This window comes from Paracoccus sp. S1E-3, assembly GCF_013868135.1.
GTDB lineage: Bacteria > Pseudomonadota > Alphaproteobacteria > Rhodobacterales > Rhodobacteraceae > Paracoccus.
In genome coordinates this window covers 1,114,853-1,129,459 of sequence record NZ_JACEMU010000004.1, presented here as the reverse complement: position 1 = coordinate 1,129,459, position 14,607 = coordinate 1,114,853, and the positions used below count along the sequence as shown (strand labels likewise).

The 14,607-nt window shown below is 66.0% G+C and carries 16 protein-coding genes; 8 read left to right on the top strand and 8 right to left on the bottom strand.

Annotated features, from left to right (window positions below; all coding sequences use genetic code 11):
• The first annotated feature begins 7 nt into the window (after nt 1–7).
• Nucleotides 8–1,663 (top strand): DNA repair protein RecN, encoded by a 1,656-nt coding sequence (gene recN, locus H1S04_RS05615; RefSeq protein WP_181744541.1) that lies wholly within the window; start codon nt 8–10, stop codon nt 1,661–1,663.
• Here recN and H1S04_RS05610 read toward each other — a convergent pair.
• From H1S04_RS05610 to H1S04_RS05590, 5 genes are all read right to left on the bottom strand, one after another.
• Nucleotides 1,660–1,956 (bottom strand): hypothetical protein, encoded by a 297-nt coding sequence (locus H1S04_RS05610; RefSeq protein ID WP_181744540.1) that lies wholly within the window; start codon nt 1,954–1,956, stop codon nt 1,660–1,662. The genes recN and H1S04_RS05610 overlap by 4 nt on opposite strands.
• Nucleotides 1,957–2,047: 91 nt before the next feature.
• On the bottom strand, nt 2,048–3,007 hold the full coding sequence (mmsB, locus tag H1S04_RS05605) for a 3-hydroxyisobutyrate dehydrogenase (RefSeq protein ID WP_255435456.1): 960 nt from the start codon (nt 3,005–3,007) through the stop codon (nt 2,048–2,050).
• On the bottom strand, nt 2,937–3,938 hold the full coding sequence (locus H1S04_RS05600) for an enoyl-CoA hydratase/isomerase family protein (protein WP_181744538.1): 1,002 nt from the start codon (nt 3,936–3,938) through the stop codon (nt 2,937–2,939). The genes mmsB and H1S04_RS05600 overlap by 71 nt, the downstream gene beginning before the upstream one ends.
• Nucleotides 3,938–5,083 (bottom strand): acyl-CoA dehydrogenase family protein, encoded by a 1,146-nt coding sequence (locus tag H1S04_RS05595; protein ID WP_181744537.1) that lies wholly within the window; start codon nt 5,081–5,083, stop codon nt 3,938–3,940. Before H1S04_RS05595 ends, H1S04_RS05600 begins: the two co-directional genes overlap by 1 nt.
• 84 nt (nt 5,084–5,167) lie before the next feature.
• A complete protein-coding gene (locus tag H1S04_RS05590; RefSeq protein ID WP_181744536.1) occupies nt 5,168–6,667 on the bottom strand; it encodes a CoA-acylating methylmalonate-semialdehyde dehydrogenase in 1,500 nt (499 codons plus the stop codon).
• A 103-nt stretch (nt 6,668–6,770) separates the two neighbouring features.
• On the opposite strand from H1S04_RS05590, the gene H1S04_RS05585 reads away from it, so the two are divergent.
• From H1S04_RS05585 to coaD, 3 genes are all read left to right on the top strand, one after another.
• Nucleotides 6,771–7,688: a LysR family transcriptional regulator gene (locus H1S04_RS05585; RefSeq protein ID WP_181744535.1), complete on the top strand. Its 918-nt coding sequence runs from the start codon at nt 6,771–6,773 to the stop codon at nt 7,686–7,688.
• 50 nt (nt 7,689–7,738) lie between these two features.
• Nucleotides 7,739–8,182, top strand: coding sequence for a CBS domain-containing protein (locus H1S04_RS05580; protein WP_181744534.1), 444 nt, complete (start codon nt 7,739–7,741; stop codon nt 8,180–8,182).
• Between the two features lie 81 nt (nt 8,183–8,263).
• Entirely contained in the window at nt 8,264–8,770 is a 507-nt protein-coding gene (gene coaD, locus H1S04_RS05575) for a pantetheine-phosphate adenylyltransferase (protein ID WP_181744533.1), read from the top strand.
• A 295-nt stretch (nt 8,771–9,065) separates the two neighbouring features.
• Here coaD and H1S04_RS05570 read toward each other — a convergent pair whose 3' ends face one another.
• Both H1S04_RS05570 and H1S04_RS05565 read right to left on the bottom strand, forming a co-directional pair.
• Entirely contained in the window at nt 9,066–9,575 is a 510-nt protein-coding gene (locus H1S04_RS05570; protein WP_181744532.1) for a polymer-forming cytoskeletal protein, read from the bottom strand.
• The gene (locus tag H1S04_RS05565) at nt 9,565–10,815 is read right to left on the bottom strand and encodes a DUF5930 domain-containing protein (protein WP_220185094.1); all 1,251 of its coding nucleotides are present in this window, start codon (nt 10,813–10,815) and stop codon (nt 9,565–9,567) included. The genes H1S04_RS05570 and H1S04_RS05565 overlap by 11 nt, the downstream gene beginning before the upstream one ends.
• A 284-nt stretch (nt 10,816–11,099) precedes the next feature.
• Between H1S04_RS05565 and H1S04_RS05560 the strand changes: the two genes are divergently transcribed.
• Nucleotides 11,100–11,243 (top strand): hypothetical protein, encoded by a 144-nt coding sequence (locus H1S04_RS05560; protein WP_181745476.1) that lies wholly within the window; start codon nt 11,100–11,102, stop codon nt 11,241–11,243.
• 77 nt (nt 11,244–11,320) lie between these two features.
• A complete protein-coding gene (gene gap, locus H1S04_RS05555; protein ID WP_181744531.1) occupies nt 11,321–12,322 on the top strand; it encodes a type I glyceraldehyde-3-phosphate dehydrogenase in 1,002 nt (333 codons plus the stop codon).
• Between the two features lie 93 nt (nt 12,323–12,415).
• On the opposite strand, the gene H1S04_RS05550 is transcribed toward gap, so the two are convergent.
• Nucleotides 12,416–12,739 (bottom strand): antibiotic ABC transporter, encoded by a 324-nt coding sequence (locus H1S04_RS05550; protein ID WP_181744530.1) that lies wholly within the window; start codon nt 12,737–12,739, stop codon nt 12,416–12,418.
• A gap of 123 nt (nt 12,740–12,862) precedes the next feature.
• Between H1S04_RS05550 and pyrC the strand changes: the two genes are divergently transcribed.
• Nucleotides 12,863–13,906: a dihydroorotase gene (pyrC, locus tag H1S04_RS05545; protein ID WP_181744529.1), complete on the top strand. Its 1,044-nt coding sequence runs from the start codon at nt 12,863–12,865 to the stop codon at nt 13,904–13,906.
• Nucleotides 13,903–14,574, top strand: coding sequence for an orotate phosphoribosyltransferase (locus H1S04_RS05540; RefSeq protein ID WP_181744528.1), 672 nt, complete (start codon nt 13,903–13,905; stop codon nt 14,572–14,574). Before pyrC ends, H1S04_RS05540 begins: the two co-directional genes overlap by 4 nt.
• The last annotated feature ends 33 nt before the right edge of the window (nt 14,575–14,607 follow it).

The window sequence follows — 14,607 nt, the reverse complement described above, 5'->3', positions numbered from 1 at the left end:
TAACCCCATGCTGCGCGAGCTGCATATCCGCGACATCCTGCTGATCGATCGGCTCGAACTGGATTTCGGCGCCGGGCTGAACGTGCTGACCGGTGAGACTGGGGCCGGCAAGTCGATCCTGCTGGATTGTCTGGGCTTTGTGCTGGGCTGGCGCGGCCGCGCCGAACTGGTGCGCGCCGGGGCCGATCAGGGCGAGGTCACCGCCGTGTTCGATCTGCCCGCAGGCCATCCCGCCCGTGCCGTGCTGGCCGATGCCGGGATTGAGGCAGGGGGGGCTGAACTGATCCTGCGCCGCGTCAACAGCGCCGACGGCCGCAAGACCGCCTGGATCAACGACCGCCGCGCCTCGGGTGAGGTGCTGCGGGCGCTGTCCGAGACGCTGGTGGAACTGCATGGCCAGCACGACGATCGCGGGCTTCTGAACCCGCGCGGCCACCGTCAACTGCTGGACGCCTTCGCTGGCACCGATCTGGCGCCATTGCGCGAGGCGTGGACCGCCCGCCGCCGCGTGGCCAGTGCGCTGACCGAGGCCGAGGCACGGCTGGAAAAGGCCCGCGCCGAGGAGGAATTCCTGCGTCATGCGGTCAAGGAGTTGGACGATTTTGCCCCCGAGCCGGGCGAGGACGCGCGCCTCGATACCGCGCGCCGGACCATGCAGGCGGCAGAACGCATTCAGGGCGATGTCGCCCGCGCCATGCAGGCGCTGGGTCCCGACGGGGCCGAGGGGGCGATGATCGATGCCGGGCGCTGGCTGGAGGGTGCGGCCGAAAAGGCCGAGGGGCGGCTTGATGCGGCGATCTCGGCGCTGTCGCGGGCATTGATCGAATTGGGCGAGGCCTCGACCGGGGTCGAAGATGCGCTGCGCGACATGGCCTTCGACCCGCGCGAGTTGGAAACCACCGAGGAACGTCTGTTCGCCCTGCGCGCGCTGGCGCGCAAGCATGACAGCATCCCCGACGATCTGGCCGATCTGGCCGAAACGTTGCGCGCTCGGCTGACCGCGCTGGATGCCGGGGCCGAGGATCTGGCACGCCTGCGGGCCGACTTGGGCGCTGCCGAGGCCGCCTATGCTGCCGAGGCCGCGCGCGTCCACGCGGAACGTGTGGCGGCGGCGGGGCGGCTCGATGCCGCCATGGCCGCCGAGTTGGCGCCGCTGAAGATGGAGCGGGCGGTGTTCGAGACCCGCATTTCCGAAGGCGAACCGGGGCCGGAGGGGGGCGATGCGGTCACATTCACCGTGGCCACCAATCCGGGCGCCCCGGCGGGGCCGCTGGACAAGATCGCCTCGGGGGGCGAGCTGTCGCGCTTTCTACTGGCGTTGAAGGTCAGCCTCGCGCGCGGGAACGAGGCGCTGGTGCTGATCTTCGACGAGATCGACCGGGGCGTCGGTGGCGCGACGGCCGATGCGGTCGGGCGGCGGCTGGCGCGGCTGGCCGAGGACGCCCAGGTGCTGGTGGTGACGCATTCGCCGCAGGTGGCGGCACTGGGGGCCACGCATTTCCGCGTCGCCAAGCAGGTCGAGGATGGCATGACCACCAGCCGTGTCCATGCGCTGAGCCGGGCCGAACAGGTGGATGAGATCGCCCGGATGCTGTCGGGCGAGCAGATCACCGACGCGGCGCGCGAGGCGGCGCGGGCGCTGATCGGCGATCCGGCGGCTTAATCCAGAATACGGTCCACGCGGCGGATCACCGACTGGATCTCGCGCGTGTTGGGGTCGATGCGGACCAGCATCCCGTCGACCACGCCATAGATGCTGCCCGGCAGATCCGGACCAAGCCCATAACGACCGGGATGTGAAATGACATGCAGCCGGCCCGGCATCGCGGTCTCGCCCACCATGACCTCGGTGCGCGCCTCGGCGGCTTCGTTGCTGCGAAGGCCGTCGTCAACAAGCGACACGCCGATCACCGTCGCCGAGGCGACGAGGGCAAGTAGGGAGTTGCGCAATAACACAGACTGCTCGGTTTTTTCTTACCTCTATAGGCCGCAACGCCGCGTTCCGGTTTTTGGTTCCGGGACGCGGGCGGCTTTTTGCGCTGAGGCGTCAGCTGTTGCGGTGTCGTTGCGCAAATCTGGGCAGCATCGCGGAAAAGTCGCGGCCGCGGCCGTCCTCATCTTCGACGAAGCGCGCATAAAGCTGGGAGGCAAGCAAGCCCATGGGCGTATCGGCATCGGCCGACTCGGCGGCCATCTGCGCCAGCCGCAGGTCCTTCAGCATCAGTTCGGACGCAAAACCGGGCTTGTAGTCGTTATCCGCGGGCGATTGCGGCCCGACGCCCGGCACCGGGCAATAGGCGTTGACCGACCAGCTTGATCCCGACGAGGTCGAGACGACATCGAACAGTTTCTGCGGATCGAGGCCCAGCTTCTCCGCCAGGGCGAAGGCCTCGCAGGTGGCGATCATGGTCACGCCGAGGATCATGTTGTTGCAGATCTTCGCCGCCTGGCCCGCACCTGAGGGGCCGCACAGCACGGCCTTCTTTCCCATCGTCTCGAACAGCGGGCTGACCGTCGCGAAGGCGGCCTCGTCGCCGCCGACCATGAAGGTCAGCGTGCCGCCCGCCGCCCCGGCGATCCCGCCCGAGACCGGCGCATCCAGCGCCCCCAGCCCCGCGGCCCTGGCCTGTTCCGCCACCGCGCGCGCGCTGTCGACATCAACGGTGGAACAGTCGCACAGCACCGCGCCGGGCTGCATCGCGGGGATGATCTCGGCCGCGACGCGGGACAGGATCTCGCCATTGGGCAGCATGGTGATGACCACATCGGCCCCACGCGCGGCATCGGCGGCCGAGCTTGCCTGCCCCAGCGGGATTTCCGGCACCGCAACCACGTCGAAGCCGCGCACCTCATGGCCCGCGCGCGTCAGGTTCAACGCCATGGGCATGCCCATATTCCCCAGCCCGATGAAACCGATCTTCATGACCTCCCTCTCCTCATACGTCGAAATGCAGTTCATCCGCACCCAGTGGCGCGAGGATCGCGTCCACCGCAGCCGGCGAGGCATCCGCCGCCCAGTGCGGATTGCGGTCCTTGTCGATGATCTGGGCGCGCACGCCTTCCAGAAAATCGCTGTCGCGGGTGGCTCGGCTGGTAAAGCGATATTCGCGCGCCAGACTTTCCTGCATCCGCGCATCGCCACGCGCCTCACGCACCAGCCGCAGCCCCGCCGCCATGGAGAGGGGCGAATTGCGCCGGATGGGCTTCAGCATTTCCGTGTCGCCCCGTTCTTCCAGACGGGCGACGATCTCGGCCATGTCGGCGCCTTCGAAGGCTGACAGATCCAGATCGGCCAAGGGCGCCAGCGGGGGGGCCTGTCCCACCACGGTCGAAATCTCGCCGCTATCCGCCAGATGGTCGATCAGCGCCGGCCATTCGGCTTCGGGCAGGTAGTAATCGGCGAAACCCGCATAAAGCGCGTCGCCCGCGCCGATGCGGGCCGAGGTCAACGCCAGATATTCGCCCACCCGCCCCGGTGCCTGCGCCAGCAGCCAGCTGCCGCCGACATCGGGGATCAGTCCGATACCGGATTCGGGCATGGCGATCTGGGTGGTGTCGCCGACGATGCGGTGGCTGGCATGTCCGCCAACGCCCACGCCGCCGCCCATGACGAAGCCCTGCATGAAGGCCAGGATGGGTTTCGGATAATCGGCGATCGCCGCGTTCATGCGGTATTCGTCGAAAAAGAACCGCGCGCCCTCGGCGTGATTGCCGGCGCGGCCCGCGTGATAGACGGCGGCAATGTCGCCGCCCGCGCAGAATGCCCGCTCGCCGACGGCGTCGATGATGACGAGATCGACCTCCGGGTCGTTGCGCCAGTCATTGAGCGCCGCGTGGATCGCCAGCGCCATGTCATGGCTGAGCGCGTTCAGCGCCTGCGGGCGGTTGAAGGTGATGCGCCCGGCGCGGCGATCCCTGCGGATAATCAGGTCGTCCATCAGCCGCGCTCCGCCAGCAGGGTGCGGCTGACGATCAGACGCATGATCTCGTTGGTGCCTTCGAGGATCTGGTGGACACGCAGGTCGCGGACCAGCTTCTCGATCCCGTAATCGGCCAGATAGCCATAGCCGCCATGCAGCTGCAGGCAGCCATTGGCGACCTCGAAGGCGCGGTCGGTGACGTAAAGCTTGGCCATGGCGCAGAATTTCGTCGCATCGGGCGCGCCCTGATCCAGCTTCGCCGCCGCCTGTCTCAGGAAGATCCGCGCCGATTGCAGGGCGGTTTCCATGTCCGCCAGCCGGAACTGCAGCGCCTGGAACTGGTCCAGCGTCTTTCCGAAGGCCTTACGCTCGCCCATATAAGCCAGCGTCTTGTCCAGTGCCGCCTGTGCGCCCCCGAGCGCCCCGGCCGAGATGTTCAGCCGCCCGCCATCTAGGCCCGCCATCGCATAGGCGAAGCCGCGCCCGTCCTCGCCGATCTGGTTCTCCAGCGGCACCAGACAATCGTCGAACTGCACCTGTGCGGTCGGCTGCGACTTCCAGCCCATCTTGCGTTCGGGCGCCCCGAAGCTGAGGCCCTCGGCCCCGTCTTCGACGATGATCGCGCTGATGCCCTTGGGGCCGTCCTCGCCGGTGCGCACCATGGTCAGGTAGCAATCCGAATAGCCCCCGCCCGAGATGAAGGCCTTGGTGCCGTTCAGCCGGAAACCTTCATTGCCGCGCAGGGCGCGGGTGCGAAGCGCGGCGGCGTCCGACCCCGATCCCGGTTCGGTCAGGCAGTAGGAATAGATCTTCGACATGCTGCACAGGTCCGGCAGGAACTTTGCCTTCGCCGCGTCCGAGCCGAATTTCTCGATCATGCCGCCGCACATGTTGTGGATCGACAGGAAGCTGCCGACCGACGGGCAGGCCATTGCCAGCGCCTCGAAGATCAGCGTGCCGTCCAGCCGTGAAAGGCCCGCGCCGCCATATTCCTCGCTGACATAGAGGCCCCCGAAGCCTAGGTCGGCCACCCTGGCCCAGAGCGCCTTGGGGATGGTGCCCTCGGCCTCCCATTGTTCGGCATAGGGGGCGATGTGTTCGGCGCCGAAATCGCGCGCCATGTCGAAAATCGCCTGCTGTTCCTCGCTGAGTGCGAAATCCATGCTCTCCCCCTCATGTCTTTCGTGTTGGTCTGGCGCCTTTCTGCAGTCGAAAGGGGCGGGGGACAACCCCGCCCTGCAACGGTCCTAGTCCAGAGCCTTGAAGTTCAGGCTGGCCCCATCCTTGATGCCCGAGAACCAGCGCGCCGTCACGGTCTTGGTCTTGGTATAGAAGCGGAAGGCGTCGGGGCCGTATTGGTTCAGGTCGCCGAAGGCCGACTTCTTCCAGCCGCCGAAGCTGTAATAGCTGAGCGGGACCGGGATGGGGAAGTTGATGCCGACCATGCCGACATTCACCCGGTTTGCGAAATCGCGCGCGGTGTCGCCATCGGCGGTGAAGATCGAGGTGCCGTTGCCGTAATCATTGTCGATGATCAGCTGCAGCGCGTCCTCGTAGCTGTCGGCGCGGACCGTGGACAGGACCGGCCCGAAGATCTCCTCGCGGTAGATTTCCATGTCCGGGGTCACCCGGTCGAACAGCGAGGGCCCGCAGAAGAAACCGTCTTCGTAGCCCTGGATTTTCAGGTCGCGGCCGTCGACGACCAGATCGGCGCCCTGATCCACGCCCGAGGCGATCAGCCGGTTGATCCGGTCCTGCGCGGCCTTGGTGATGACCGGGCCATAATCCACGTCATCGCCGGCAGTATAGGGGCCGACCTTCAGCTTCTCGATGCGCGGGACCAGCCGTTCGATCAGCGCGTCGGCGGTCTTCTCGCCCACCGGCACCGCGACCGAGATCGCCATGCAGCGTTCGCCCGCAGCCCCGAAGCCAGCGCCGATCAGCGCATCCGCCGCCTTGTCCAGATCGGCGTCGGGCATGATGATCATGTGGTTCTTGGCGCCGCCGAAGCACTGCGCGCGCTTGCCGTTCGCCGCCGCGCGGGCATAGATGTATTGCGCAATCGGGGTCGAGCCGACAAAGCCCACCGCCTGAATGACCGGGTGATCCAGAATGCCGTCGACGGTTTCCTTGTCGCCGTTGACGACCTGCAGCACGCCATCGGGCAGCCCGGCCTCCTGCGCCAGCTTCGCCAGCGCGATCGAGGCCGAGGGCACCCTCTCGGACGGCTTGAGGATCATCGCATTGCCTGCCGCCAGCGCCGGGCCCATCTTCCACAGCGGAATCATCGCCGGGAAGTTGAAGGGCGCGATGCCCGCCACCACACCGAGCGGCTGGCGCATGGCATAGAGGTCGATGCCGGGGCCGGCGTCACCGGTATATTCGCCCTTCAGCATGGCGGGCGCACCCATGCAGACCTCGATCACCTCCAACCCGCGCTGCACGTCGCCGCGCGCATCGGGAAGGGTCTTGCCATGTTCGACGCTGACCAGCTCGGCCAGCATGTCCATATTCGCATTGATCAGTTCGCCGAATTTCATCATCACCCGCGCGCGGCGCTGCGGGTTGGTGGCGGCCCAGCCGATCTGCGCCTTGGCCGCGCTTTCGACGGCGGCGTCCAGTTCGGCGGGCGTGGCAAGCGCCACGCGGGCCTGCACTTCGCCCGTGGCGGGGTTGTAGACATCGGCAAAGCGGCCCGAAGTGCCCGCAACTTCCTTGCCGTCGATCCAGTGGCCGATTTCGCGCATTATCCTCTCCCAAGGTTGAATTTTGCAGTAGGCTATCTTGCGAAAATGCCAATTGGAAGCCAGAGTTCGGCAAAAAGGTTTTGCGGAAACGCAAGGAGTGGTGATGGATTGGGACGACCTGCGGGTGTTTCTGGCGGTGGCACGTGATGACAGCCTGTCGCGCGCCGGGCGCAGGCTGGGGATGGACCCGTCCACCGTCGGGCGGCGGGTGGCGCGGCTGGAACAGGCGCTTGGCCGGGCGCTGTTCGTGAAATCGCCGCAGGGCTATGTGCCGACGCCCGAAGGCGCGCGCCTGATTCCCCATGCCGAAGCGGCGGAGCGGGCGCTGACCGGGGCGGCCGACGCGCTCGGCCAGCCCGGCGACCTGAGCGGGCAGTTGCGCATCGGTGCGCCGGATGGCTGCGCCAATTACCTGCTTCCGCAGGTGGCGGCAGGGCTGTGCGATGCCCATCCGGGGCTGGAGATCCAGATCGTCGCGCTGCCCCGTGTCTTCAATCTTTCCAAACGCGAGGCCGATGTCGCCATTGCCGTCAGCCGGCCCGAAAGCGGCAGGCTGGTGGTGCAGCGCCTGTGCGATTACCATCTGCATCTGGCCGCCCATCGCGATTATCTGGCGGCCCAACCGCCGCTGGACAGCCTGAGCGATCTGCGCGCGCACCGGCTGATCGGCTATATCCCCGACATGATCTTTGACACCGAGCTGGACTATCTGGCGCCGCTTCTGACCCGCAGCGGGGCCGATGCGGCGCGGCTGACCTCGAATTCGGTCTCGGTCCAGATGCAGGCGATCCGGGGTGGGGCAGGGGTCGGCATCGTGCATGATTTCGCGATTCCCGGTGCGCCGGGGGTGCGGAGGGTGCTGGCCGGGGAATTCGGCCTGACGCGCAGCTTCTGGATGATCCGCCATGCCGATGATCGCCGTTCGGAAAGATTGAACAGGCTGGCCGATGAATTGGCGCAACGCCTGCGCGCCGAGGTCGCCCGGCTGGAATCGGCGGCGCTGGCCGTCGGCGGGGCTTGACGTTTGGCGTGGTTGGGACAGACTGAAGCTGCGCAACCACGGAGGGCAACATGCTGGTGATGCAGATACTTTCCCAGAAGGACGCCGGTGCGGTCGCGATCGTGACCATCGCCTCGACCGCGACGGTCGGCGAAGGGGCCAAACTGCTGGCGGAAAAGCGGATCGGTGCGCTGGTGGTCAGCGACGATGGCAAGAAGCCGGTGGGAATCCTGTCCGAGCGTGACATCGTGCGCGAGTTGGGCAAGCAGGGACCCGGCATTCTTGATATGCCGGTCAGCGATCTGATGACGCGCAAGGTCTCGACCTGCGTGACAGGGGACGAGGCGAATTCGGTGCTGGAACGCATGACGGCGGGCCGGTTCCGCCATTTGCCGGTGATTGACGCCGATGGCAACATGATCGGACTGGTCTCGATCGGGGATGCGGTTTCGGCGCGGCTGAAGGAACTCAACGCCGAGCGCGAGGCCCTGACCGGCATGATCATGGGGACCTGAGGTCCGGCGGCGTCCCAGATGCCACTTGATTTCGTTGCGCGCATCGGGTGGGTTGCGCGCAACCATTGAAAGGAATGCCCAATGCGCACAGGGCTTTATCCCGGAACATTCGATCCGATCACACTGGGCCATCTGGACATTATCCAGCGGGCCATGGCGCTGGTTGACCGGCTGGTCATCGGCGTGGCCATCAACCGCGACAAGGGCCCGCTGTTCAGCCTGGAGGAGCGTGTCGCCATGGTCGAGCGCGAATGCGCGGCTGTCGTCGCGCGCACCGGCGGCGAGATCGTCGTTTATCCGTTCGAGAACCTGCTGATCGACTGTGCCCGCGATGTCGGCGCCTCGGTGATCATCCGGGGGCTGCGGGCGGTCGCGGATTTCGAATATGAATTCCAGATGGTCGGCATGAATCGCGCGCTGGATAACAGCATCGAGACCGTCTTTCTGATGGCCGATGCGCGCCGGCAGGCCATCGCCTCCAAGCTGGTGAAGGAAATTGCGCGGCTGGGCGGTGACGTGTCGAAATTCGTGACGCCTCCGGTGAACGAGGCCTTGCGCGACCGCTATGGCCCGCTGAACGGCGCCTGACAACAACGCCGAGTAAGGGCGTTGTTGTCCGGTATCACGCTGTCCTGACCGGCCCAAAAGACCGAGAATACCCTCCTGATCGACCGCAGCTCCGGTCCGGGCGGTGATGAATACCCCGCGGGTGCGGGCTGGCGAAGCCGCGCGATCGGGCGGCCTTCCTGCCGAGGGCATTTCATCGCGTTGCCGGCGTGGGCCGCGCCGGTTGGCGCATCTGTCGCCAGTTGAGACCCCAGCCGGATCCGCGCATGAAAAAGGGGGCCATATGGCCCCCGATTCATCATGCAGCAGACAGGCTTTATTCGCCGGCTTTGCTGAAATCGGTCGCCGGCGGGGCCAGCTTCTTGGTGCCGCCCTGCGACAACGGATCGTCCTGACGCTGGACCGAGCCCTCGAAATGGGCGCCCGATTCGATGGCGATGGTCTTGTGGATGATGTCGCCTTCGACACGCGCGGTCGACGACAGGCGCACCTTCAGGCCGCGCAGGCGACCGACGACGCGGCCGTTGACGATAACCTCATCGGCCAGCACTTCGCCGCGCACGGTGGCGGTTTCGCCGATGGTCAGCTGACGGGCGCGGATATCGCCGTCGATATTGCCCTCGATCTGCACGTCACCCGCCGTTTGCAGGTCGCCCTTGATGGTCAGGTCTGCCGACAGCACCGACGGTGCGGTGCGCTGACGGGGCGCGGCCACCGGGGCCGCGGTGGCGTCAACCGCCGGGATTTCGGCGCGGGCCGGGTCCGATTCGGGGGTTGCGGGTTTGGGTTGCGCCGGAGTTTCGCTCACACGAGATTTAGAAAACATTCTGTGCCGCCTTGATAAAGCTCATGGGGTTTACGGCCTTGCCGTTGACCCGGACCTCATAGTGAAGATGCGGGCCGGTCGACCGTCCGGTATTGCCCATATCACCGATCAGGCTGCCGCGCGACACCTTCTGACCCACCTTTACGCGGATCTTGGACAAATGTGCGTAACGCGTCTCGGTGCCGAGCGCGTGCTCGATCTTGATGAGGTTGCCGTAACCGCTCTGGCGGCCGGCAAAGGTCACGACGCCGTCGCCGGGGGCAAGCACCGGTGTGCCGATCGGGCCGGCCAGGTCGACGCCCTGATGGGCGCGGCCCCAGCGGGCGCCGAAGCCCGAGGTATAGCGGAAGGCCGATTTCAGCGGCATCGCCAGCGGCAGCTTGTCGCTGGCGATGCGGTAGCGGTTCACCTGGTCCAGGCTGACGATGATTTCGCCGGCGCGGGCCTCGGTTTCGGAAATCGCGGCATTGCCGCTGGTCGAAACGGCGGCGGGGGTCAGCGGTCCGCCCTGACCGGCATAGCCTTCGTCGATTGAGGCCAGCAATTTGTCGGTGTCGAGGCCCAGCTTGTCGAACATGTCCTCGAAGGGGACGACCGAGGCGGTCACGGCGTCCTCGATCTGGGTGAACAACTCGTCATTGCGGGCGATCAGCTGCTGCTGCTCGGCCTTGGCGGCGGCGGCTTCGGCCTGGGCCAGGCGGGCCTCCTTTGCAGCCGAGTCACGGGCTTCGGCGGTGGCGCGCAGCTGGTCGTTCAGGGCCGTCAGCGCCAGTTCCTTTTCCTGCACACCGGCCGCGCCGGCTTCGGGCAGGGCGGCCATGGCGGTGCCCAGCTTCTGCTGCATCGCGTCCAGACCGGCTTCGAGCTCGTTCTTTTCCTGCTGTGCGGTCAGCAGATCCGCCTGATATTTCGCCACCTGGTCCAGGGCGACCGCGAAGCGCAGCTGCGCCTCCTGTGCCTCGGCGGCGCGAGCGTCGCGCTCGTCGGCCAGGGCTTCCAGCCGCGCTTCATAGGTGGTCTGCGCCTGCTCGGTCTGGCTTTGCTTGCCGCCCCCGATGCGGTCATAGGCCAGCAGCGCCCCGGACAGGATCGCCCAGCCAACCAGAATGGCAGTGCCCCCCATCAGGCCCAGTTGCGTCATCGGACGCAGATGAATGACGCGGGTCGAGGACTGGGTTTTCAGGAGCAGGCGTTGTTCGGGCAAGATTCGTTCAAGCGCAGAGTTCGAGCGGTTGGGCAAGGCAGCTATCCCCGGCTAATTCATTGATTTTCCCGCCCGTTCTGGGGGCGGCTGGTGTCATGCCCGAGCATTGGGCGAAAAATTCTACGCGTGGTAAACAAGACACAGCCTGCGGTTTCAACTGATTTACACGCCGGCGTTGCGGAACCGGCGTAAACCTGCCTGTCTGGGCGAAATCTCGCCGATTCCGGGTCGCCGGGGATCGGTTAAGGAACTCTTGCCGGAATTCTTGCAGGGCGGAGACAGCGCGGCTATGTCGGTATTGTTCTGACGGGAAGGCTGCCGTGACGACGGGCAATGTACTCACCATTTTCGTGCTGATCGTGATGATCTTTGCAGCCGACGCCCTGTGGTTCCACTGGGGCCTGCCGGTCTTCATCGGCAAGCAATTCGTGGCCTTCGTGGAATATCTGAGCTTCTGGCGCTAGATCGGCCGGGTGCGGGGGTTTCAAAGCCCGGCAAAAAGTCTCATAAGCAGTGCGAAATCAGTCTTCGGAGGTTCATCATGGCTGTGAAGGTGGCAATCAACGGATTCGGTCGGATCGGGCGCAACGTTCTGCGCGCCATCGTGGAATCGGGCCGCAAGGATATCGAGGTCGTCGCGATCAACGATCTGGGGCCGGTGGAAACCAATGCCCACCTGATCCGTTTCGACAGCGTGCATGGCAAGTTTCCGGGCACGGTGACCGTCGAGGGCGACACGATCGACGTGGGCCGCGGCCCGATCCGGGTGACCGCCATCCGCAACCCGGCCGACCTGCCCTGGGGTGATGTCGACGTGGTGATGGAATGCACGGGGATCTTCACCGATGCCGACAAGGCCAAGGTGCATCTGGAAAACGGCTCCAAGCGGGTGCTGGTCTCGGCCCCGTCGAAAGGCGCGTCGAAAACCATCGTCTACGGGGTGAACGACAAGACGCTGACCAAGGACGACCTGATCGTCTCGAACGCCAGCTGCACCACCAACTGCCTGTCGCCGGTCGCCAAGGTTCTGAATGACGCCATCGGCATCGAGAAGGGCTTCATGACCACCATCCACAGCTATACCGGCGACCAGCCGACGCTGGACACGATGCACAAGGACCTGTATCGCGCCCGCGCCGCGGCGATGTCGATGATCCCGACCTCGACTGGTGCCGCCAAGGCCGTGGGGCTGGTTCTGCCGGAACTGAACGGCAAGTTGGACGGTGTGTCGATCCGGGTGCCGACGCCGAACGTCTCGGTCGTCGACCTGACCTTCGAAGCCAGCCGCCCCACCACCGTGGAGGAGGTCAACAACGCCATCAAGGCCGCCGCCGATGGTCCGCTGAAGGGCATTCTGGGCTATACCGACCAGCCCAACGTCTCGATCGACTTCAACCACGACCCGCGCAGCTCGATTCTGGCGCTGGATCAGACCAAGGTGCTGGACGGCAACATGGTCCGCATCCTGACCTGGTATGACAACGAATGGGGCTTCTCGAACCGGATGAGCGATACCGCCGTTGCCATGGGCGCGCTGATCTGACCGGCGCGCCGCGGGGCGAAATGAAAAACGGCCTCCTTTCGGGGGCCGTTTTTTCTTGTCCGCCAGCAGAGACCAAAGCCCCGGGCCGCCTGTTTACTTGCGCGAAAGCCCGGTCGAGGCTCTGGTCAGCCGCCGCGCATTGGCCTTGGTGCGCCGCCGGTAAGGACGCAGGGCAGCTGCCATCACCTGATCGGCCCGCGCGCCGCGCGTCATGGCGCGCATCATGGCGGCGCCGGCTTCCTGCGCGGCGTCCATCTTTTCCTGCACCATCCGGTGCGATTCGTTCTTTTGTTGGGGCAGGAAGCCCATCATCCCGGCCATCCGCATCCCGATCACCATCTGCGATTCCATCGCGATTTGCGCGACCTGGAACCAGAGGCGGGTCGCCTCGGCCATGCCGGTGGGAAGAAAACTCATGTGCGTTTCACCTTGCATTTGGGGGAGTATGCTGCACCTGCATGAAGAAAATGACAAGTCATCCATATTGCTACCTTGCTTCTCGTCTTTTCTCGGACCGCTGCCCGGTATAATCCCATCGCCATGAACACATCGCTGACGCTTCGCCGCCCCGACGACTGGCACCTTCATCTGCGCGATGGCGCGATGCTGGCGGCCGTCGCGCCGCATTCGGCCGATTTTGGCCGAGCCATCATTATGCCCAATCTGGTCCCGCCGGTGGTAACCGGCGATCAGGCCCGCGCTTACCGGGACCGGATCCTGGCGGCGCTGCCGGAAGGCGCGGCGCTGCGCCCGCTGATGACGCTGTATCTGACCGAGACCACGGATCCAGCCGATGTCGTGGCCGCGCATCGCGATGGCGTGATCGCCGCCGTGAAGCTGTATCCGGCGGGGGCCACCACCAATTCCGCCAGCGGCGTGACCGATTTCGACCGCGTCCGCCCGGTGCTGGAGGGGATGGCCGAAGCGGGCATCCCGCTGTGCGTTCATGGCGAGGTCACCGATCCGGCCGTCGACATCTTCGACCGCGAGGCCGTGTTCATCGACCGCGTGCTCGACCCGGTGCGCCGGGCGACGCCCGGCCTGCGGGTGGTGATGGAACATATCACCACCGCGGACGGGGTAAGTTATGTTACTGAAAACGCATCGAATATGGGTGGCACCATCACCACGCATCATCTGGTCATCAACCGCAATGCCATCCTCGCCGGGGGCATCCGGCCGCATTATTATTGCCTGCCGGTGGCCAAGCGGGAATCGCACCGGCTGGCGCTGCGCAAGGCCGCGACCTCGGGGCAGGGGCCGTTCTTCCTCGGCACCGATTCCGCGCCCCATCCCGACCGCGCCAAGCTGGCCCCCTGTGGGTGCGCCGGCTGCTTCACCGCGCCCAATACCCTGTCGATCCTCGCCCAGGTGTTCGAAGAAGACAGCGCGCTCGACCGGTTGGAGGCCTTCACCTCGCTGAACGGTCCGGCCTTCTATCGCATGGCCCCGAACACGGACCTGATCCGCCTGACCCGGCAGTCCAGCCCCGCCCAATTCCCCACCGAAATCGCCGTGGGCGACGAGACCGTGACCGTCTTCGACCCCGGCTTCCCTCTGTTCTGGACATCGGAGCCCGCATGAGCCTGCCTTTCCCCTCGCCCGAGGAAATCGCCCGTCTGACCGCCCGTGCCCTGCTGGAGATCAAGGCCGTGGACTTCAACGCGGCCGAGCCCTTCACCTATGCCTCGGGCCTCAAGGGGCCGACCTATGTGGATTGCCGGCGGATCATCTCCTACCCCCGCGTGCGCGGCACGCTGATGGATTTCATGGCCGCGACCGTGCTGCGTGATGCGGGCTTCGAAGCCTTCACCAATGTCGCCGGCGGCGAAACCGCAGGCATCCCCTTCGGCGCCATGGTGGCCGAGCGGCTGGGCCTGCCGATGACCTATGTGCGCAAGAAGCCCAAGGGGTACGGCCGCAACGCCCGGATCGAAGGTCGCATGGATGAGACGGACCGGGTGCTGCTGGTCGAGGATCTGACCACCGATGGCGGCTCGAAGCTGAGCTTCGTCGATGCCATCCGCGACACCGGCGCCGCCTGCGCCCATACGGCGGTGATCTTCTATTACGGCATCTTCCCCGAGACGACCCAGCGCCTGGCCGATCACGGGGTCCGGCTGCATCACCTCTGCACCTGGTGGGACGTGCTCGCCGAAGCGCGCGCCCAGAGCGCCTTCGATGCCGCCACCCTGACCGAGGTCGAGGCGTTCCTGTCCGATCCCCGTGGCTGGCAGGCGAAGAACGGCTGATCGGACCGGCTATCGGGTTCCGCGGGCCCTGCG